Raw genomic sequence first — 21,287 nt, forward strand, 5'->3', positions numbered from 1 at the left:
AACGAACGAGGGTAGCAAGTCATGGCCGATGTCAAACGCAGTGAAGCCGGCAGCGGCCAGGCCGACGGCGACGTCGTTCTGACCACGGGCGCGAGCGGCTTCATCGCCGCCGCGCTGATCGCCCGGCTCGGGAAACGCTACACCGTTGTTGGCCTGGATCGTGCCGGTCCTCCAGACCCGCCGCCGCCCGCAGCGGCGATCGACATAGACCTCGGGTCGGACGAAGCGGTCCGGGTTGCACTCGACGAAGTGCGCGCACGGTACGGTAACCGCATCGCCTCGGTGATCCACCTCGCCGCCTATTACGACATTACGGGCGATCCGAATCCGCTCTACGACAAGGTCACCGTGCAGGGCACCCGCCGGCTGATTGACGGGCTGCAATCGTTCGAGGTCGAGCAATTCGTCTTCGCCAGCACGATGCTGGTCCATAAGCCGACCGCCACTCCGGAGGAGCGCATCAGCGAGGAGTCGCCAATCGGTGCGTCCTGGGCGTATCCGCAGTCCAAGGTCGACACCGAGGCATTGCTGCATGAGCGCCACGGGAACATCCCCGTCGTCTTCCTCCGCGCCGCAGGAGTTTACGACGACGACGGGCGCTCGGCGTTTCTCGCGCAGCAGATATCGCAGATCTACGAGCACCGCCTGATCTCGCACTTCTATCCCGGCATGCTGTGTGCGGCGCAGTCGTCCGTGCACCGCGACGACTTGGCTGACGCCGTGCTGCGCCTGGTCGATCGGCGGCACGAATTGCCGTCAGAACTGCCACTGCTCGTCGGCGAGCCCGACGCGCCCGGCTATGCCGAAATCCAGGACATCGTCGGCGAGACGCTCCACGGCGAGGGCTGGAAGACGATCCGGATCCCGCAGCCGATCGCAAAGGCCGGAATCATCCTGCAGAACGAGGCGCTCGGCAGCGACGACTTCATCCAGCCCTGGATGATCGACAGCAGCAACGACCACTATATCCTCGACATCTCGCGCGCGCGTTCGCTGCTCGGATGGGAGCCGAAACACAGTCTCCGCGACACGCTGCCCGCGATCGTTGCCGCGTTGAAGCGCCATCCGCGGGCCTGGTATCGGAACAACAAGCTCAACGAGAATCTGGTTGCCTGGCACGATAAACCAGGGGCCGAACCTGTCGGACCGGGCCATCAACCCGCAGCGGCAGGCGATGGGATGGCCGGCATGGATCACGGGGCTGTGGATCATAGCAGCATGGACCATGCAGCCATGGGGCACGGACCTGGCGCGGCGGACATGGCGATGACCGGCCACGGTGCACACGGCGATCACATGGCCATAATGGACCGCGACGAGCGCCGTGCGCGCTGGGCTCTTTACGCCAACATCGGCCTCGGGCTGTGGCTCGCCTCCAGCCCGCTTATCTACGACTCCGTCACGACGCAGAGCGTCGGCGAGGCGGTGCGCTTCGTCACGGTCGATCGCGGCCTGCCTTCAGTCGAATGGCGCGCAAGCGCACTGGCGATCAGCGATCTCGTCAGCGGTCTGGCGATCGCGCTGTTTGGCGTACTGTCGCTGTGGCCTCGAACCAAGACCTGGGCGCAATGGGCAGTGGCGTTCGTCGGCATCTGGCTGTTCTTTGCGCCTTTGATCTTCTGGAGCCCGAGCGCCGCTCAGTACAACAACAACCTGCTCATCGGCTCGGCCGTGATCGCCCTGTCGGTGCTCGTGCCGATGATGCCGGGCATGAGCATGGCGGGCATGATGGACCCCAAGAACATCCCGCCCGGCTGGACCTATTCGCCGTCGACGGACGCGCAGCGGCTGCCGATCGTCGCCATGGGCCTGGTCGGCCTTCTCACCTCGCGCATCCTGACCGCCTACCAGCTGGGGCACATCGACACCGCGTGGGAGCCGTTCTTCGTCGGATCGCTCAGCGACCCGCGCAACGGGACCGAGGAGATCATCACTTCGGGCATGTCGAAGGCGTGGCCGATCCCTGATGGGGGCCTTGGCACGATCAGCTACGTACTCGAGATCCTGATGGCGGTGATGGGCACGCGCGATCGCTGGCGGACCATGCCGTGGATGGTGACCTTCTTTGGCATCCTGGTCATTCCTCTCGGCGTGGTCAGCATCTACTTCATCATCAGTCAGCCGATCGTGATCGGCACGTGGAGCACGCTGGCGCTGGTCGCTGCGCTCGCGATGCTGATCATGATCCCGTTCGCACTGGACGAGGTCATCGCCATGGGCCAGTTTCTCGCCTGGGCGAAACGCAAAGGCAGGCCGCTGATCCGCACCTTCTTCCAGGGCGACACGCTCGAAGCAGGCGAGATGGATGCGGCTGACGTAATGGCTTCACCTTCGATCTTGTGGGCGGATGCGAAGCGAGGTCTGACGATGCCATGGACTCTGGCAGCTAGCATCGCCCTCGGTGCGTTCCTGATGCTGTCACGGGTGATCCTGGGCAACGACGGGGCCATGGCGAACAGCGACCATGTGGTCGGCGCCCTCGTGATCACAGTCGCGATCATTGCCACCGCAGAGGTGGCCCGCGCTCTCCGCTTCATCAATGTCGCGTTCGGGGCATGGCTCGTCGCTGCCCCGTTCCTGCTGACAGGGGCCGGCCCCCTTGGGGCGATCGTGTCGGTGGTCGTGGGAATCGCGCTCATCGGGCTCAGCCTGCCGCGCGGCAAGCGCAGCCCCGAACATTATGCGAGCTGGGACAAATACGTAATTTGAGGCCTTACTCGCCTCCAGAGAGGAGGGGCACAGCATGGCGCAGTCCAGGTACCGAGTTCTATCCGGGCGGTCATTCAGGCGGCGGGGGTGATGACGGGGGCGGTGGACCGCGGCTACAGCTTTAAGCGAGCATCGACACTGTTCCGGTACGGTCCAGCATGCTAATGCGATTCCTTCGCAGGATCGTTGGTGGCCTGCGGCTAAGCTGCATCGCATCGAGACAAAGATAATATGAAGTGAAGCGCCTCAAACTTGTCCTCCTGCGGCTTGCCATCACGCTCACCGCGCTGTTCATCCCGGCCGCGACAATGGCCGAACCCGGCGACGTGCAAACCGCATGGCGGCTGCTCGACTATATCGCCGTCGATTATGGCGGTGCGGTTGCCGAGGGCCGGGTCAAGAGCGCGGCCGAATATGCCGAGATGAACGAGTTCTCCGCGTCCGTTACGACGCGGCTGCGCGATCTGCCGGCGAAGCCGGAACGGCCGGCGCTGGTTCAAGGAGCCGACAACCTGCAAGGGATGATCGCGCGCAAGGCATCGGCTGAACAGGTGGCGACCACCGCGCACGGGCTGGCGGCTGATCTGCTGCGCGCCTATCCAGTGCCGCTCGCGCCCGACAAGGCTCCGGACCTCGCCTCGGCCGATGCGCTGTTTCGACAATCCTGCGCGTCCTGCCACGGCATGACGGGCGACGGGCATGGCCCCGACGCCGCCAAGCTCGATCCGCCGCCGATCGCGTTCACTGATGCCGAGCGCGCCCGCCAGCGAAGCGTGTTCGCGCTCTATCAGGTGGTGACGCAAGGGATCGACGGGACAGGGATGCAGAGCTTCGCCGATGTGGCGAACGATCAGCGCTGGGCGCTCGCCTTCCGCGCCGGGAGCTTCGCCTTCACCGACGAACAGGCGCGCGAAGGCGAGCGGCTGTGGAAGTCAAACCCGGCGCTTCGCCAGCGCATACCGGACCTGAAAACCCTCGTCGCGCTCACCCCGGCCGCGCTCGCCACCTCGATTGGCGAAGCGAAGGCCGATGCGGTCATGGCCTATCTCCGCCGCCATCCCGATCAGGTGATGCAACACGCGCCTGGCTCGCTTGCGGTTGCGCGCGCCAAGCTCGCCCAAAGCCTAGCGGCAGCGCGGCGTGGCGATGCGCGCGGGGCGAGGGAGCTGGCCTTGTCGGCTTATCTCGACGGGTTCGAGCCGGTCGAACCAACGCTCACCGCGCGCGACGCGGCGCTGATGGGCCGGATCGAAGGCGCGATGGGCGAGTTTCGCGCCGCGATCGACCGCGGTGCCTCGCCCAACGAGCTCGCGGAAAAGGTGTCAGTGCTCGACGGGCTGTTCGACGATGCGGAAGCGGCGCTGGCGCCTGATGCCGCCACGGAAGCGTCCACGTTCCTGGGCGCATTCACGATCTTGCTGCGCGAGGGGCTCGAAGCCTTGCTCATCGTCGTCGCCATGATCGCGTTCCTTCGCAAGGCGGAGCGAGGAGAGGCGCTGCGATACGTGCATGGCGGTTGGATCAGCGCGCTCGTTGCCGGGGGGATCACCTGGGTGGTGGCCACCTATGCAATCGGGATCAGCGGCGCGAGCCGGGAGCTGACCGAAGGGTTTGGGTCGCTGTTCGCTGCGGTCGTGCTGCTCTCGGTTGGAATATGGATGCACGGCAAGGCGCAAGCCGATCAGTGGCAACGCTATATCCGGGAAAAAATGTCACGGGCGCTCACCGGAGGATCGGGCTGGTTCCTGTTCGGGCTGGCGTTCGTGGTGGTCTATCGGGAGGTCTTTGAGACAATCCTGTTCTACGCGGCGCTCTGGTCGCAAGGAAACGGTCCCGTGCTGCTGGCCGGGGCGGGCTCGGCCGTTCTCCTGCTTGCGGTGATCGCCTGGGCCATGCTTCGCTACAGCCGCACGCTGCCGATCACGCAGTTCTTCCGCTACAGCTCCTGGCTGATGGCGATCCTGACGGTCGTGCTCGCGGGGAAGGGCGTCGCGGCCCTTCAAGAGGCGGGCATCATTGCCATAGCGCCGCTTCGCGATGTGCCCAGGCTCTCAATGCTTGGCCTGTTCCCTACATGGCAGTCGGTGCTGGCGCAGCTCCTGATGGCGGTGGCTATCGCGATCGGGTTCGCCTGGAACCGTCGCGGCGATCGGGGCAGGGCATCGGCTCACTAGCACCGATGCGAGTCCATGACGGAGACCATCACCTCTTGCGGCTGAGCCGGGAGGCGTCCGTAGCTATTCCGCCGCCTTTTTCTGGATCGTGCAGCGCACCGCCTGCTTCGCCTTCACAGCGGCTTTGCGGCATCCCTTGATCGTCTCGCGATTGTCGCGCAAGACCCTGTCGGCCGTGACTATCACCTCCCAGCTCGGCTGCGATGCGCTGACCATCAGATGCTGGCCGGCATCCCAAAGGGTGGGTTCATCCAGCACGCGCGCCGCCATGCGCTCGGGCCATTTGCCAGCTCGCCGGTGCAAGGTGCGCGATCGGCCCCGCCAGCGGACCTAGAGTAGCAGCACCAAAAGCTTCCCGCCGCCGCTGGCTCGGCACCTCGATCGCGACATTTGGAATAGGCCTCGCCTAACTGGCCACAGTGCACCGCACCGCGCCCGACCGATCGTGCGCGGTGTATTGGGGGTTTGCTCGGTTTGATGACGCTGGCGATATCGGTACAAGGGTTCCTGGGGCGCGCCTTCATGCATGGCGGCCTCAACCATCTGGCATTTTGAAGGGGGAAACATGATTTTGGCGTTTAGGGTGGCAATGGCCACAGCACTGGCGATGCCGATCGCGGTCGCCGCCCAGCCTGCATCGCGCTTCGCGGATACGAAGGCCGTGGAGGCAGTACTGTCGCAGTACAAGGCGGCGATTGAAAAGCTCGATGCGAAAGGAACAGAGCGACTCTTCGCGGCCGACTCCCAGATATTCGAAACGGGTGGCTCGGAGGGAACCTACGCGACATACCTCGCCCATCATCTTGGGCCAGAGCTGGCAGCCTTCAAGTCGTTTACATTTTCCGACTACAAGGTGAAGGTTCGCTTTGAGGGTCCGGTCGCACTTGCCACCGAGACCTACCGCTATCGGATCGAGCCGAAGAACGGGGCTGTTGCCGAACGTATTGGCGTCGCAACCAGCGTCTTAACGCGCTCGGGGAGCAGCTGGAAGATCATCAGCATGCACAGTAGCGCTCGCAAGCCGAAAGGCTCCTGATCGGTCAAGATCACATTGCGCCCGGACCCAGCTTCAGGGGTCGGCAATATGGCCGCTACTGCTTCTTCGCTGGATTCGGCGTAGCCGACTGCGGTGTCGCATTTGTAGAATTCGTCGGGTGATCGTGCTCCGGTATGCCAGCATAATGGTTCATCTGATCCTCGGAGATGTCCGACGTTTCCTCGCTGCTGCCACAAGCCGTTACGGCCAGAGGTAACAGAAACATGGCTGTGATAATCGCCCTCGATCTTCTCATAACAGAATACCCTTCGATGCCGATCTGAACCCATCATAGCTGATACGGTGGGATGCTCGTATCTGACTTCCTTACAATGATATGATCGACAAGGTTTTCGCTAGACTGGCATGCTCATGATGTCCTTATACGCGGAAAGCAACTTATTGCGAACTTGCAACGTCGCCTCGAACGCGATCGACGACTCCTGCCGCGCGAGCATTACCTTTGCAATATCGACCTCTTCGCCGCGTTCATAGGCAACCGTCAACTTTCCGGCGCGAGCGTTGATTTCATTGATCTTTTGAAGCTGTGTTTGCAGTGTAGAGGTAAAGCCACCTGGTTCCGCGCGCCCGGCAGCCGAGATCCCTTGGGTCGAACCTGGACCTACGACCGAGTCTGCACCGTCCGCCTTTCCAAGCACGGTATTCATCGCTGCTTCGAATTTTGCTCCCGCACCCTCGGGGCTACCAACAGAAACCGCGCTGCTTGCTACATTCCGAAGCGCCGCATTCCTGTCGAGAATGGCGCTTCGCACGGCCATGACGTCGTTGATGAAGATGCTGCTCATGTTCACCCCGGTGCGACCTCTAGCATAGCTGCATGATCGCATCGCAAGCGTTAGAGGATGGTTAACGACGCTTAGGAATGATTTCTTCATCGTAAAGCCAGGCGTCGATCGTTATCGGATTTGCCCAAGCCTGCCAGATGACGCGCGACCAGATGATCCAATCATTGGCACTTGGCCCAGTCGGCCCCAAGCTGCGATTTTGGCCAAGTCGGAGAACGTTTTGGGAACGTGGCATTCGGTATTGACGATGGAAATCATAGAAGAGGACAGTTCGCTCCATCATAGGGAGTGGGTTGATGGATCGGAGTATTCCGGGCGGGGATTTGATCGGACGATGGAGCCTGAGCTTTGCCGATATTGATTTTGTAAATTCGAAGCCGGCCCTGACGCGCCTTGGCCTCGCCGCACAGCTGAAATTCTTCGCTTCCCTGGGGTTTTTCGCGATCGATCCCGGCTCAATCCCTACCGATGGCCTCTCGTATCTGGCCGAGCAACTCGGTGTCGAGGCTGGCGAGATAGCCGGTTATGACTTTTCCAGTCGGACAGCACGACGGCATTGTGCGGAGATCCTGATCCATCTTGGATATCACCGCATGAAGCGGGTGGATCGCGCGCAATTGACGGAATGGATTGCTGGCGAGCTGTGCCCGGGCGGCCAGTCGATCAATGCCATGCTTGAGCATGTTTTCCTGTGGTGCCGGGACCGGCGTATTTATGGGCCGTCGCGCAAGGAGCTTGAACGTGTCGTTCGCTCACAACGGCAAGATTATCTGGACACCTGGCTGATCGGAGCCAGTGATCGGCTTTCGTCAGATGCGGTGGCGTTATTGGAAGCCTCGCTTGCCGATCCGGACAGCTCGACCGGATTCAACAGGATGAAGGGTGACGCCGGACAGGCAACGCTCGACAACATTCTCGACGTGACCGAGAAACTCGCCTTTATCCAGAGACTTGATCTTCCCCATGATCTCCTGACGGCTACGGGCAAGCCATGGGTCGATCAGATTGTTCGCCGCGTTGCCGGTGAAAAGGCCTCGGAGATGCGCCGGCATGCGCCGGCGCGACAGCTCGGCCTTTATGCGATTTATCTAATGTCGCGGGAGGCGCAACTCACTGACGCGATGATCGACCTGCTGATCGAAACCGTTCACAAGATCGGAACGCGCTCGAAACGCAAGGTGGTGGGCGATATCGCGAAAGACATCGAGCGGGTCTATGGAAAGGAGCGCCTGCTGGTCGAGATCGCCAGCGCCTCGATCAATGAACCATCGGGGCGCATCTGCGATGTCATTTTCCCGATCGCCGGTAAGGCCAAGCTGGCGGCGATCGTCAAGGAGAGCCATGCGAAGGGCGCTCTGGACCGGCGCATCTACAAGGTGATGCGTGGTTCCTGGGCCAATCATTACCGGCGCATGCTGCCAAGCCTGCTTTCCGTACTTGAGTTCCGGTCGAACAACGCGGTGTGGCGGCCGGTCCTGGCGGCCCTCGACTGGATCAGGAGCAAGGTGGATGGCGGATGCCGCTTCGTGCCATTGCAGGATGTTCCGATCGATGAGGTGATTCCAGCGCGATGGCGCAGTTCCGTCATTGATGACGATGGGCGGGTAAACCGGATCAGCTATGAGCTTTGCGTCCTGACGCAACTGCGCGACCGCATCCGCTCCAAAGAAATCTGGGTGGTCGGGGCGGATCGCTATCGCAATCCCGATGACGATCTTCCCAAGGACTTCGAGATCAGGCGAGATGCGTACTATTCCGGCCTCAGCCTGACGCCAGATGCGCAGGCGTTTTGCGCCTCGATCCGGGAGGAGCTTGAACGGGAACTGTTGCTCCTCAATGCCAATATTCCACAAAACGACAAGGTCCGGCTCCTGTGGCGCGGCGACAACCGGATATCGATTACACCGTTCAAGCCCTTGCCCGAACCGAAGGGTCTCGCTTCGATCAAAAGCGAGATCGGTCAGCGCTGGCCGATGACCGGACTGCTGGACGTGTTGAAAGAGGCTGCTCTGGACACGGGATTGATGGATGCTTTCGAAACGTCGGCCTCGCGGGTTACCCTGTCGAAAGCAGCCTTGGCTCAGCGTCTTTTGCTGTGTCTCTATGGCTTGGGCACGAACGCCGGGCTCAAGCGGGTCGCTGGCGCAACACCCGATGTCAGTTACGAGGAATTGCTGCATGTCCATCGCCGTTTCATCCACGCGCCAGCGCTGAGGGAGGCGTGCGCGCGGGTAGCAAACGCGACACTGGCAATCCGCAATGCCGCAGTATGGGGAGATGCGGGCACGGCATGCGCGTCCGATTCAACGAAGTTCGGCGCGTGGGACCGCAACCTGATGACGGAATGGCACGCCCGCTATGGCGGCCGTGGCGTCATGATCTACTGGCATGTGGAGAAGCGCGCGACCTGCGTTTATTCCCAGCTCAAGCGGTGCTCTTCCTCGGAGGTCGCCCCCATGATCGAAGGCGTGCTACGCCATTGCACCGACATGGAAATCCAGCGCCAGTACGTCGATAGCCACGGCCAGAGCGCAGTCGGCTTTGCGTTCTGCCGACTCCTTGGATTTGAGCTTGCCCCGCGGCTGAAAGCAGTGGCACGCCAGAAACTGGCCCTTCCCCAAGCCGGCATGCGCACGCGGCTTTCCAATTTACTGCCGATCCTCTCCAGCCCGATCGACTGGGACGAGATCGAGCAACAATATGACGAAATGGTCAAATATGCCGCTGCCATGCAATCGCGCACCGCCGATCCGGAAGCGATCCTGCTCCGGTTTGCCAGAGCCGAAGTGATGCACCCGACCTACAAGGCGCTGAGTGAACTCGGCCGCGCGGTCAAAACAATCTTCCTATGCCGGTATTTGCGTCAGGAGGCATTCCGCCGCGAGATCCACGAAGGGCTGAATGTGGTTGAGAACTGGAACGGCGCTAATGGTTTCGTGTTCTTCGGCAAGGGCGGCGAGATCGCCACCAACCGCATCCATGAGCAGGAAATCTCCGTTCTGGCGCTACACCTCCTGCAAGCGTCGCTGGTGTATGTGAACACCCGCATGCTTCAGACCGTACTGGTTGAGCCGAAGTGGGCGGGGCGGATGACGCCGGAAGATTATCGTGGTCTCACGCCGTTGATCTACAGTCATGTGAACCCTTATGCCCATCGCCGGACTGGTGATCGCGGGCTTTGTAGCGGGAGGGTTGAGATATCGCTCAGGATGCGCGGCAAACTTCGACCGGCACCCCTCGCTGCAGAAATAGTAGATGGTGTCGCCCAGATCATGGCGGTGCTTTGCGGTAGCTGGGTCCACCGTCATTCCGCATACCGGATCCCTGACCGCTCCGTCCGCGAGGCCGGATGGCTTCATTTGGCGGTCGCCTTCCGCGTGTTCATGCATGTGATCCACAATATTTTCCTTCATTCAGACGCAGGCGTGGGCGACCGGCAGGAGCACCTTTTACGCGGAACCAGAGCTTCGCAGGAGCGCCAAGCCGGCTCCCACCAACCGGCTGTCGTATGAGATCATACTGGAGGCGCAGGAGTTTGCTCAAAGCCATGAAAGCTGGCGGGATGGTGCCCCGCCAGCCACCATGGCGGCACGAGCACAAAGTTCCTACCGGCACCGGTGCATCACATGTCGGACCCGCTGTTGTGTCACCGCAACAATCCGGTCCGGTGAGCGCTCGATGATGGTCATGCGGCGTTCAAGCCGTGGCTGGCGCTGCGTTCTCGAAGAAGGAACGGCCAGCGAATAGAAGATACTTCCTCCCTGCTCGCGCCAGCCACCAGTCCCTCGCGACGTTCTGTCGGGGAGCATCACTTCCGAATACGAACCGTCAGAGCTGAAAACCCAGGCTGGTCCGGACTTGCAGGCTTGGCGGCCGTCGAAAGACCAAGTTCCGACAAGGCTCGCCTCCGGCTGAACCGTCGCTGCTTGCGAGGCGCTCGTAGTGGACGCACCGGCTGCAAATGCCATCAGAGCGATCGCGCGGAGCCAATGGGCGCTCCGCAGTTGCATATCACTGCCCACCCTCTGCTTCGCGGCTAACAAGGCGGTTGCCGATTGTCCCCGCTGGACCTCCCGAGTTCTCCGCACGTTCGCTGGTGCGCCGGCGATGACCACCATGCATGAAAAAATGCATCAGCGGACAAGCGAGCAGGAGGAGGTAGGGGAGCATTGCAAGCGGGGAGGTGCGGTGCTCGTACACCAGATATAGTGCCACAATGACGAGAATGCCGGAGACGACCGAAGTCAGGGGGTGCGCTCGGAGCCGTTGTGCCAATCGCCGTCCGGAATTACTCATATCGACCGCTCCATTTCCGTCTAACATTCTTCACACCTCGACTGCCGGGCGAGGTTGGTCAGGTCCATCGAGGCGCGCGCCTTTCTCAGAACCACATCCGGACTCCCGCGACGACAGAAACGAGGCTGGTGTCTTCACCTTCCGCGCGCGCCAGTCGTTTCGTGCTTCCGTAGCTCTGTGTCCACGACACGCCCACATACGGGGCGAACTCGCGCTTTACTTCATACCGCAGCCGGAGACCGAGTTCGGTCTTGTTCAGCCCGGAACCGACGCCGAACGACCGATCCTTTTGGACTGCGGCGTCGAACTCGAAGCGGGGTTGCAGGATGAGCCGCTGTGTCAGCTGCTGATCATAGGTGGCGGTCGCCCGCATGGAGACCTTGCCGTCCTGGCTTATGAACAACGTCGGTTCGAGCGAATAGCGGTAAGGAGCGAGGCCCTGCACGCCGATCGCGGCATAGGTTCGCGATTGATTGGGGCCTGGCCCCGAGCGGTGCGCAAAACGGACGCCGGCCTGAAAGTCGAAGAAGGGCGAGATCAGGCGGCCGTAAAGAAGCTGGGCCTCCTGCTCGCCTCCGCCTGGCCCCGATACGTCTTGCAGCCCTTCGGTCTTGACCCAGAGCCGGTTCACGTCGCCGCCGTACCAGCCGTAAATGTCCCAGCGGATCGCTCCCGCGGCGCGACTTTCGCGATACTCGAGCAGTTCTGTCACCAGGTAGCTGTAGTTCGCGCTGTCGGCGGTCGGCTCCGGCCATCCTGAGCGGTCCTCCAGGTTGGGCAGCGTTGCTGTCTCCTGGTCTGTCGGGGCAGGTGCAGCAACCGGTTCGGCATGCGAAGTTTGGCCGGGAGCCGGCATCGGCATGGACATCGGTTCGCCGGCTCCCCGCGCGCCCGTCTCTTGTGCTTGAAGACCGGTGGGCAGCAGGAACAGGACGGGCAATAATGAAGGTGCGAAGCGCAACGGCTTTCTCCGGTCAGGCGGGGGAGGAGACTTCGACGACGCGGAACATGCCCATCTCCATGTGGAGCAACAGGTGGCAGTGCATCGCCCATTGCCCAGGTGCGTCGGCGGTCACAGCCACCGTCAGGCGCTCGGCGGGTTTGACGCTGACCGTATGCTTGCGCGGCTGGTTCGCTCCGCCGCCGTTCTCGAGCTCCATCCACATGCCGTGAAGGTGGATCGGATGTTCCATCATGGTGTCGTTGACGAACACCATGCGCAGCCGTTCGCCATATCTGAACGCGATTGGGGTGCGCGCTTCGGAGTATTTCTTGCCGTCGAAGGACCAGCTGTAGCGGTCCATGTTGCCCGTGATGTGCAGTTCGATCTCGCGCTCGGGCGCACGCAGATCGGTTTGCGGGATCACGCTGCGAAGATCGGCGTAGACCAGGACGCGCGAATTCTCGGTGTCGAACCCCGAGCCCGGTTCGCCGAGACGGTTCTTCGCGACCATGGCGATCGAGGAATTGCCGACCCCGTGCGTGTCGGGGCCGTGAGCGAAGCGCTGATCTTTGACCGAGGCGCCTTCGCCGCTCATGCCCGGCATCGCACCCATGGCGCCCATCGCGCCGCCGGTCGTCGGCATGTCGGCCATGCCCGATTGGTGCGCCGTCTTCAGTTTTCCGGCGGCGTCCGCGCGAACCCGCTCGGCCGCGCCCATGTTCTGCATCTGGTGGCCGCTCATGTCCATGATCGGCGGTGACGCGGGAGCGGCGGCGCCCGGCATCCCGGACATGCTCCCCATCCCGGCCTTGCCCGCGCCCATGTCCATGCCGCCCATGTCCATCCCCATGTCGGCCATGGTGCGGATCGGCCGCGGTCGGCGCGGCGGGATCGGGGCGGTCATGCCAGCGCGCGGGGCCAGGGTGCCGCGCGCGAACCCGCTGCGGTCCATCGTCTCCGCCATCAGCGTGTAGGCGCGGTCCTCGGGCACGACGATGACGTCGAATGTTTCGCCGGGCGCGATCCGGAACTCGTCTACCTCCAGCGGCTGGATGTCCTGCCCGTCGGCCTGGACCACGGTCATCTTGAGCCCGGGGATGCGGATATCGAAATAGGTCATCGCGCCGGCCGCGATGAAACGCAGGCGTACGCGCTCACCCGGCCGGAACAGCCCCGTCCAATTGGCGTCGCTGGTCAGACCGTTAACGAGGTAGGTGTAGGTGTAACCGGTGACGTCGGCGAAGTCGGTCGGGTCCATCCTCATCTTGGACCAGCTGAGCCGTTCCATGAGCGTCGCCGACCAGCCGTTCGCGCTGACATCGCGCACGAGATCGGCCAGCGTGCGCTTCTGATAATTGTAATATCCGGACTGCTTCTTGAGATTGGCGATAATCTTTTCTGGAGCCTCGAAGCTCCAGTCGGACATCAACACGACATAGTCCCGGTCGAAGGCGACGGGATCGGGACCGGCCGGATCGATGACGAAGGGCGCGTAGACGCCGAGCAGCTCCTGCCCGCCCGAATGGCTGTGGCACCAGTAGGTGCCGCTCTGAAGCAGCGGAAAGCGGTAGGTGAACGTCTCGCCCGGCGCGATGCCGGCGAAGCTCACGCCGGGAACCCCGTCCATGCCCGGGGGCAGGAGGATCCCGTGCCAGTGGATCGAGGCGATCTCCTTCAAGCGGTTCGTGACCCGTATGACGGCGTCTTCGCCCTCGCGGAAACGCAGGAGCGGCCCCGGCACGGTTCCGTTAATCGCCATCGCTTTGCCGGGACGTCCGTCGACCATCAGTCGGTAGTCGTCGATCTCCAGATCGTAGCTGCGCACGTTCGCGGAGGAGGGCCGCGGGACCGGCAAGGCCTGGCTGTCCTGCGTCCAGGCATAAGCCGGCGCCGAGCGCGCGAGAACCGCCGATAGGCCAAGCAGACCCGCGCCCGCCATCACCTCGCGTCGGCCGATGCGATCCAAAGACCTTGTCATAACGATCACTTGCCCGCGAAATCGAGGACGACGCGTGCGGCCACATCGCCGCGTTGCAGCCGGCTCAAAACCTCGTTGATCGCCGAAAGCGGCTGCAGTTCGATGTTCGCCTTGACCTTGCCTTCGGCGGCGAATGCGAGGGCCTCGGCCATGTCCTGGCGTGTGCCGACGAATGATCCCCGAATGGTGATGCAGTCAACGACTACATCGAAGAGCGGGACCGGAAACTCGCCGGGCGGCAGCCCGACCAGCACGCAGGTTCCGCGCTTACGCGTCATGGCGACTCCCTGCTTGAACGCCGGGAGGGAGGGCGCTGTAATCAGGACCCCGTGAGCACCGCCGCCCGTCGCCTTTTTCAAGGCCTCCGCCGGGTCGCCCTCTTTGGCGTTGATCGCAAGATCGGCGCCGAGGCGTTTTGCATGTTCGAGCTTTGTGTCGTCGATGTCGATCGCCGCGACGGACAGTCCCATGGCCTTGGCATACTGGATGGCCAGATGGCCGAGGCCTCCGGCGCCGGAAACGGCGATCCATTCGCCGGGCCTGGCTCCGGTTTCCTTGATGCCCTTGTAGGTGGTGATGCCGGCGCAGACGAGCGGCGCGGCCTCGATCGACGACAGGCCGTCGGGGATGTGGGCGACGTAATTGGGGTCGGCCAGGATGTATTCGGCGAAGCCGCCATTCTTCGTGTAGCCGCCGAACTGCGCCTTGGCGCAAACCGTCTCCTGAGCCTTCAGGCAATATTCGCAGCGGCCGCATGCTGAATAGAGCCAGGGCACTCCGACCCGGTCGCCTTCCTTGACGATCGTCACGCCCGCTCCGACCGCGACGACCGGACCGATCGCCTCGTGACCCGGAATGAACGGGGGCGTCGGCTTGACCGGCCAATCGCCATTTGCGGCATGGAGATCGGTGTGGCACACGCCGCACGCTTCGGTCTTGACGACGATCTGACCTGGGCCAGGCGTCGGCATGTCCCATTCGCGGAGGACCAAAGGCTGGCCGAACGTTTCGACCACTGCGGCCTGCATTGTAGAAGCCATGGCTGTTTTCCTTTTTAGCTCAGTCGAGAGCGCGCTGTTGACGTCGCGCTGGTTCGAAATCCGCGCCTTGCGATCTAGGCTGGCGCGTCGATCGCCTCGACGCGAACCAGTTTCTTGTTGACGAATTCCTGGATGCCCATGTTCGAAAGCTCGCGGCCGTAGCCTGAGTCCTTGACCCCACCGAACGGCAGGTCGGGCGTCGTCCAAGTTGGGTGATTGACGAACATCATGCCCGTATCGATGCGGCTCGCGACGCGTTTGCCGCGCGCGACGTCGCCGGTGAAGACCGAGCCGCCAAGCCCGAAAGCCGAGTCGTTGGCGAGCGCCACCGCTTCGTCTTCATCCTTGACCCGGAAGAAGAGCGCGACCGGCCCGAAGAACTCCTCCCGGAATGCGGCGCTATCGGGCGCGATATCGGCCAGGATCGTGGGCTGCATGAAGGAGCCCGGACGGTCGATCCTCTTGCCGCCCATCACGACCGTGGCGCCGTCGCCGACCGCCCGATCGACCTGGTCCAGGAGGTTCACCAGGGCGCCTTCGGTGGACAACGGACCGAGCGTTGTCGCCTCGTCCATCGGGTCCCCGGGTTCCAGCTTCGCGAGCGCGGTGCGGAACTTGTCGAGGAACCGATCGGCCAACTCCTCGACGACGATGTAGCGCTTGCCCGCCACGCAGCACTGGCCCGTATTGTTCATCTTGGCCCAGACCGCCCACTCGACGGTCTTTTCCAGATCGGCGTCATCAAGGACGATGAAGGCATCGCTGCCGCCAAGCTCCATCGTCGATTTCTTCAGGTTCTGCCCCGCCCGCGCAGCGACGGATTTTCCGGCTTCGACGCTGCCCGTCAGCGCCACGCCCTTGATCCGCGGGTCGTCGATGACGCGGTTCACCTGGTCGTGGGAGATCAGCAGGTTGGTGTAGGCGCCCTTTGGTGCCCCGGCCTCCAGCCACAGCTCTTCGAACGCGATGGCGCATTGCGGAACGTTCCCGGCGTGCTTCACCATCACGACGTTGCCCGCCATCAGGTTGGGCGCTGCGAAGCGCGCGAGCTGATAATAGGGAAAGTTCCATGGTTGAACTCCGAAGAGTACGCCGAGGGGGGTGCTTTCGATCTCCGCTTCGCCTGAACTCGGATGGAGGCGTTCGGGCGCGAGGAAGCGTTCGGCGTTCTGCGCGTAGTAATCGATGATGTCCGCGCTGAGCGCCACTTCGCCCCGCGCTTCGGCGATGCGCTTGCCCATTTCGAGCGTTACCGGCCGCGCGAACTCGTCGGCGCGGGCCCGCATGATGGCGGCGGCTTTCGCGGCGATGGCCGCCCGCTGCGCGAACGTCGTCTGCCGCCAGCTCTCGAAGCACGCGGCGGCCGTCGCAATCTTTGTCTCAAGGCTCTCCTCGGTAAGATCGTCGAAGCTTTGCAGGAGTTTGCCGTCGTAGGGGTTGATGCTCTGGTAGGTCATCGTCTCGTCTCCATCCGGATCGCGCCTGGGGGGTCTGCTCGCCAACCCCACGCAAAATATCGTTCGATTTCGGCTCTTCTCATTTTGACAGAGCGGCTGTCGCTGCGCAGCGCGTGTCGAACATCGTGACGCTTACAAGAGCGGATGAATCGGTCCGGAGGCTAACGGCCTCTGCAAATACGCCAGTTGTGAAATCACCCATCACTGACCTCCAATCGCTCTATCGCGCCTGGATCATAGTCCAGGGTCAAGGCCGTTCTTTTGACCTTAGTCAAAAGCGACAACGACAAAAAAGGACTGGGTTGCCCGTTTCCCATCCAGCTCGTGCGCGCGTCGGTGCTGTGGACGAATGCGACCAAGCCGCGATGATCACCTTGGGCTTGCGTGCCGGCCGCATGGGCGAAGGTGTCGCATTGCGTCGAGGATCCGGTCCAGCGTCAGCGCTGTGCGGCGGCCACATTGCATCCGGTGAGAAAGTGTCGAGCTTTGGCCTTTCGCGGTGAAACTTCAGTTCCCCGTTACTAGCGTTTCAGTGCATATCGACCCGACCTACCCCTTTGATGTTGTTGAACGAATCGGTCTGGTGACAGGCGAAGCACTGGTTGACGGTTGCGTTTCGTTGGCCGGTGATCGACCTGTCCATCATCTCGAAATGCATCATCAGATGGCTCGGCGGCGGCTTGTGGCACTGCGCGCATTCCTTCGATTTCGGGCTTGGGTGAAGGAAGCCGACGATTTTCCACGTGTCGATGGCATGGCAAGTCGCACATTTTGGCCCGAAGAATTCCTGGTGCTTGTCCTTGAAGACGTGGCACCCCTTGCAATCGAGCGCGACGGGCTTGCCCGCTTGGCGGATCGCGAGCTTCTCGAGAACGGCGTGGTCCATCTTGATGGGGCGTTTGTCGAGCCCTTGGTGCTCCACATGACAACCACTGCAGGTCGTCACATTGGCGTGGAACACCGTCGAGGGCTTCGACAGCAGTTCCTTGGCCGGCACGTGGCAGGCAACGCACTTGTCGACAGTGACGCCCTCGTTGGGCGTATGACAGCTCGCACATTTATCTCCGAGGAATGCGTGAGCCTTGGACAACGGCCCAGGACGGACGGCCGCACTCCAGCCCGGTATCGCGTCGCTGCCGGAGCGATAGATCGAGATCGGCACGGCGATCGCCGCGAGGATCGCCGCTGCCACCAGGATCAGCAGGGATGCGGCCGAAAATTTCATCCAAGCCACCTCAGCCCGTAATAGATCCCGCTCCAGATGTGCAGCACCAGCAACGCATACATCACGATCGAGGCGGCGATGTGCAGGACGACCCAGCGTGCCAGCGTGCGCTTGAGCGTCTCGCGTGCGGTGATCGCGAATTCGAGATCCGACATCGCTCCGAGCAGTTGCCCGAGCGGGACACCGTTAGGGTCGACCACGGCCTGATCCTTGAGCCCCGCCGCGGCCAGCGCGAGACTGTCGTAGCGAGTGCGCAAGACACCGAGCTCCTTCTGCTGGTCGCGCAAGTCCTGGCCGATGTGAGCGAGGTAGTATCGACCAACGAACCCGCTTGCCACGACCGTGAGCATGGACAGGGTCAGTGCAATTCCGAGCGGGCTCTGGAACTTGTGTCCCGAGTGAATGATGCCGAGCAGCGCCCCGACTGCGCCAGCATAGACGTGAAAGGTCAGAACAGCGCCGATCGAGACATGCTCTTTCGTGCGCTCCTTTACCCACGGCAGCCGCTTCACGGCCGAATAGGACAGCAGCAGCAGGAAGAGCACTGCCGCGGCGATGCCGAACAATGAGCCTGTCAGGCTGCCGGGAAAGCGAGGCGCGACGTGCACCAGGAACGCGGGCACGATCAGGACGAGAGCGCTGAGCATGCCGCCAACGGTGACCTTCTCGCTTTCGGTCACGTCAGGCGTCCACGACCAGGTTGCTCGCAGATTTTGCTTGGCATGCGAGGATCATGCCGCCCGCCTTCTCGTCGGCCGAGAGCGCGTCCTCAACCTCCATCGTCACCGTACCTTCGCTAAGCGGCACCTTGCAGCGCCCGCAGATCCCGACCCGGCATTCGAAGTCGATCACAACGCCGATCGCTTCGGCAGCCTCGAGCACGGATTGGTCCGGCGCCAGGTTTCCTGACTTCCCGGACTTGGAAAAGTTGACGGTCGCCTGAGCCGAAGGTGGCGCCGCACCGCCGCCAGCCGCATCCGCCGGCGGAGCCGGGGGCTCGTCGTCGGGCTCCTTATCGGGAACGGGACCGCCTTTGGGCGGCGCGAAGTCCTCGGTCTTGACCTGATCCGACGGGACGTGGAGTTCCTCCAGCGCCGCTTTGACCGCGTCCATCATCGGCGGCGGGCCGCAAAGATGAATGCGGCGTTTCACGATATCGTCGACACAGCCGGCGATGAAGTCCGCCGTGATGAAGCCGACCGGGCCCTTCCAGTCGGTGCCTTCCGCGGACGAGACGATCGACAGGATGGTGACGTTCGGGTGCCGACTGGCGAGATACGCGCATTCCTCGCGGAAAATCAGGTCAGCGGGAGTACGAACACCGTAGATAAGGTGGATTTCATACGGGTACGATCGATCAGTAAGGTAGCGCAAAACACTCATCATCGGCGTGATGCCCACACCCCCGGCGATCAGGACGATGCCGTCGGCTTCCTTGCCGGTGAAGAAGAAATTTCCGGCCGGCGCGGTGATCTCGAGCAGATCGCCAGTCTGTGCATGATCGTGGAGGTGGCGGGACTCTAGGCCATGCTCCTCGCGCTTTACGGTAAGCTCGATATAGTCGTGCTGGGTGGGCGAAGAAGAGATCGTGTAGGAGCGCCGCACTTTTTGACCGTCAATCTCGGAGGTGATCGACGCATATTGTCCCGGCAGGAACGTAAAGGGGATCGACTCTAGATTGGGTTCCATCAGCCGGAAAGTCTTGACCGTCGGCGTCTCGTCGAAGATCGCCTTGATCCGCAGGACGCCCTTCCAGGGCCGTTTGACCGGCGGCTTGACCGGGGCGGCCGCAGCAACCGGAGCGCCCGCGACGGGCCCCGGCGCCTTCGGTGTGGCCGCCGCCGCAGGCGCGGTGCCGGGCGGCTGACCCCCGGGAGTCAGCCGCTGCGCCAGGGCGCCGATACGCTGTAGCCGCGCCCGGCGTAGCAGGAATGCCGCAACGAGCGCGGCTGCAAGCAGCAGCATGGCGGCGACGTGAAGCCAGGACAGGTCACGAAAGCCGCCGTCCATGATCATGTCGCTTTCCGGTGTCACGCTCATCTCGCGCTTGAACCAGGCGAGCGCGATGCGTGGCGGCGGCTGATTTTGGTTCAGGCCTTGCAACGCACTGTTGCCGCTTTCCGCGAGCGACACCCCATCGCGCACCAGGCCGATGGCTGCCTGCGCAGCCACCGGGTCGTTCGACGATTGGGCGCGATGGAGTTCGACCTGCCCGGCCGTGACGGCCGCCGCGCCCGATCCGAGGCGCGCGATCGCTTCGGTCCTGATGGCTGCGCGCGTCTTGTCCGTCAGCGCTGGGAAGTTCATCATGGCCGGGTAGAACGGCTTGCCGCCTACGATCCCGCAGCAGCCTGCTTCGGCTCCAGCTGCTTCCCCGCCACCTGGGGATGGCGACATCATCCCCTTCATCATGCCCGTCATTCCGCCCGCGGGGGGAGGGGCGGGTGCGCCCTGCGGGGCTGCCACCTTTGTGTCGGCTGCCGGCATTGCGTTCGCCGGTGCGGCAGCGGCGCCCGGATGATGCGAAGCGTGCTCGGAGGGCGACGCCTGCGCCAGCGCCGCTGAGGATCCGAAGAGCGCCATTGGCGCCGCGAATCCCAGCCGAACGATTTTCATCGTCGTCCACGTACGGCGCGAGATGATCTGGGCAGGACCGTACTTCACATCAGGATTCCTTACTTGTCATCCTTCATCGGCATCGGTTGGGCCGCGGCCGGCATCGGCGCCGGCTTGGCAATCGACAGCTTGGACTGCCGGCGGAGCGGCGCTGGTGCCGCTCCCTCAGGCACGAGTTGCGGCCTCTTTGTGCTGAAATTTCCGCAGTTGATGGGTGACTTATCGAGTTATTCGTCATGCGACAAGTGTCGCGAGCAGTGCCGCCGGCGCAGGGCCGGGGGGGGGCCGCTGCGCCGACGACATCGAGATCAGGGGCGCGAGCACTGGAGCCTGAACCCACGCCACCCGTTCCAGGCAAGCATCGACGATCGTTGTCGCGCCGCTCACCGTCCAAAGAGCCATTGTTGAACCACCATTGCCAAATTCCCCGCGGGCGAGAGTTTCACGCTACATGTCGTCTTTCATCGGCATGGGCTCGTCGTCTTCCATCGGCATGGCCTTATCCTTCGGCATGGCCTTATCCTTGCCGGTATCCGGCTTGGCCGTGGAGTTGCCCATCGGCATCTTATCATCCATCATGCCGCCGGCCCCCATCTGATCGTCCGCCATTCCGCCCTGGCCTGCACCCATCTGGTTGCCTTGCTGAGTGGACATCCGATTGTGCATCTCGGCCGCCACTCCCTGCTCGTGGTGCTCTTCCCTGCTTTCGTCTTCCGGCAGCGCGACGTTCTCGTCACCAGCCGTGATATTGGCCGGTGCGTCTTTTGAACCGTCGCACGCTGTCACGCTCAAGAGCGCTAACATGGCGGCTGTGGAGGCGAAAACCGGTCGGCGGATACTCCTTCTTAGGTTCTTCATAGTCTTACTCCTTTCAACGGTTGAAACTCTGTACTGTCTCCGCAGCGTAATTCCCGGCAGCGGAGAGATGCTGTCACCCTCGTCGCTCGCCAAGTCGCTACAAGTAAAGCAGTCGGTTGCCCGACGCAGAGACTCTATGGCGACTCGAC

General features: G+C 62.8%; 15 protein-coding genes and 2 pseudogenes. 4 read left to right on the top strand and 13 right to left on the bottom strand.

What is annotated here, in order from left to right:
* Window positions 1-21: 21 nt before the first annotated feature.
* Window positions 22-2,709: a vitamin K epoxide reductase family protein gene (locus tag QMG56_RS13480; RefSeq protein WP_043150630.1), complete on the top strand. Its 2,688-nt coding sequence runs from the start codon at window positions 22-24 to the stop codon at window positions 2,707-2,709.
* Window positions 2,710-3,017: 308 nt separating this feature from the next.
* Complete coding sequence (locus QMG56_RS13485) at window positions 3,018-4,883, top strand: cytochrome c/FTR1 family iron permease (protein WP_281822888.1); 1,866 nt, start codon at window positions 3,018-3,020, stop codon at window positions 4,881-4,883.
* A gap of 63 nt (window positions 4,884-4,946) precedes the next feature.
* Here QMG56_RS13485 and QMG56_RS13490 read toward each other — a convergent pair whose 3' ends face one another.
* A complete protein-coding gene (locus QMG56_RS13490; RefSeq protein WP_051519908.1) occupies window positions 4,947-5,153 on the bottom strand; it encodes a DUF6118 family protein in 207 nt (68 codons plus the stop codon).
* 256 nt (window positions 5,154-5,409) lie between these two features.
* Between QMG56_RS13490 and QMG56_RS13495 the strand changes: the two genes are divergently transcribed.
* Window positions 5,410-5,919, top strand: a complete 510-nt coding sequence (locus tag QMG56_RS13495) for a nuclear transport factor 2 family protein (protein WP_235209630.1) — start codon at window positions 5,410-5,412, stop codon at window positions 5,917-5,919.
* Between the two features lie 356 nt (window positions 5,920-6,275).
* Here QMG56_RS13495 and QMG56_RS13500 read toward each other — a convergent pair whose 3' ends face one another.
* Entirely contained in the window at window positions 6,276-6,725 is a 450-nt protein-coding gene (locus tag QMG56_RS13500) for a flagellar hook-basal body complex protein FliE (protein WP_235209629.1), read from the bottom strand.
* 296 nt (window positions 6,726-7,021) lie between these two features.
* Between QMG56_RS13500 and QMG56_RS13505 the strand changes: the two are divergent.
* Window positions 7,022-9,862: pseudogene (locus tag QMG56_RS13505) on the top strand (Tn3 family transposase); the annotation flags it as partial.
* A gap of 111 nt (window positions 9,863-9,973) precedes the next feature.
* Here QMG56_RS13505 and QMG56_RS23365 read toward each other — a convergent pair.
* The 11 genes and pseudogenes from QMG56_RS23365 to QMG56_RS13555 form a co-directional block, all read right to left on the bottom strand.
* Window positions 9,974-10,138, bottom strand: a pseudogene (locus QMG56_RS23365) (hypothetical protein); the annotation flags it as partial.
* Between the two features lie 598 nt (window positions 10,139-10,736).
* Window positions 10,737-11,048 (bottom strand): DUF2933 domain-containing protein, encoded by a 312-nt coding sequence (locus QMG56_RS23470; RefSeq protein WP_375713695.1) that lies wholly within the window; start codon window positions 11,046-11,048, stop codon window positions 10,737-10,739.
* Window positions 11,049-11,106: 58 nt separating this feature from the next.
* The gene (locus QMG56_RS13515) at window positions 11,107-11,982 is read right to left on the bottom strand and encodes a copper resistance protein B (protein ID WP_158014298.1); all 876 of its coding nucleotides are present in this window, start codon (window positions 11,980-11,982) and stop codon (window positions 11,107-11,109) included.
* Window positions 11,983-11,995: 13 nt separating this feature from the next.
* Window positions 11,996-13,942, bottom strand: coding sequence for a copper resistance system multicopper oxidase (locus tag QMG56_RS13520; RefSeq protein WP_281822854.1), 1,947 nt, complete (start codon window positions 13,940-13,942; stop codon window positions 11,996-11,998).
* Window positions 13,943-13,947: 5 nt separating this feature from the next.
* Window positions 13,948-14,982 (bottom strand): alcohol dehydrogenase AdhP, encoded by a 1,035-nt coding sequence (gene adhP, locus QMG56_RS13525; RefSeq protein WP_047100370.1) that lies wholly within the window; start codon window positions 14,980-14,982, stop codon window positions 13,948-13,950.
* A 74-nt stretch (window positions 14,983-15,056) separates the two neighbouring features.
* Window positions 15,057-16,439: an NAD-dependent succinate-semialdehyde dehydrogenase gene (locus QMG56_RS13530; protein ID WP_047100369.1), complete on the bottom strand. Its 1,383-nt coding sequence runs from the start codon at window positions 16,437-16,439 to the stop codon at window positions 15,057-15,059.
* A 529-nt stretch (window positions 16,440-16,968) separates the two neighbouring features.
* The gene (locus QMG56_RS13535; RefSeq protein WP_281822855.1) at window positions 16,969-17,664 is read right to left on the bottom strand and encodes a cytochrome c3 family protein; all 696 of its coding nucleotides are present in this window, start codon (window positions 17,662-17,664) and stop codon (window positions 16,969-16,971) included.
* Window positions 17,661-18,344, bottom strand: coding sequence for an iron reductase (locus QMG56_RS13540; protein ID WP_230187277.1), 684 nt, complete (start codon window positions 18,342-18,344; stop codon window positions 17,661-17,663). The genes QMG56_RS13535 and QMG56_RS13540 overlap by 4 nt, the downstream gene beginning before the upstream one ends.
* A gap of 1 nt (window position 18,345) precedes the next feature.
* On the bottom strand, window positions 18,346-20,085 hold the full coding sequence (locus QMG56_RS13545; RefSeq protein WP_281822856.1) for an FAD-binding oxidoreductase: 1,740 nt from the start codon (window positions 20,083-20,085) through the stop codon (window positions 18,346-18,348).
* Window positions 20,086-20,514: 429 nt separating this feature from the next.
* Window positions 20,515-20,682, bottom strand: coding sequence for a hypothetical protein (locus QMG56_RS13550; protein WP_281822857.1), 168 nt, complete (start codon window positions 20,680-20,682; stop codon window positions 20,515-20,517).
* 45 nt (window positions 20,683-20,727) lie between these two features.
* On the bottom strand, window positions 20,728-21,138 hold the full coding sequence (locus tag QMG56_RS13555; protein WP_158014297.1) for a hypothetical protein: 411 nt from the start codon (window positions 21,136-21,138) through the stop codon (window positions 20,728-20,730).
* Between the last annotated feature and the right edge of the window lie 149 nt (window positions 21,139-21,287).

It is taken from the genome of Sphingobium sp. BS19, assembly GCF_027925545.1.
In the GTDB taxonomy this organism is placed as follows: domain Bacteria; phylum Pseudomonadota; class Alphaproteobacteria; order Sphingomonadales; family Sphingomonadaceae; genus Sphingobium.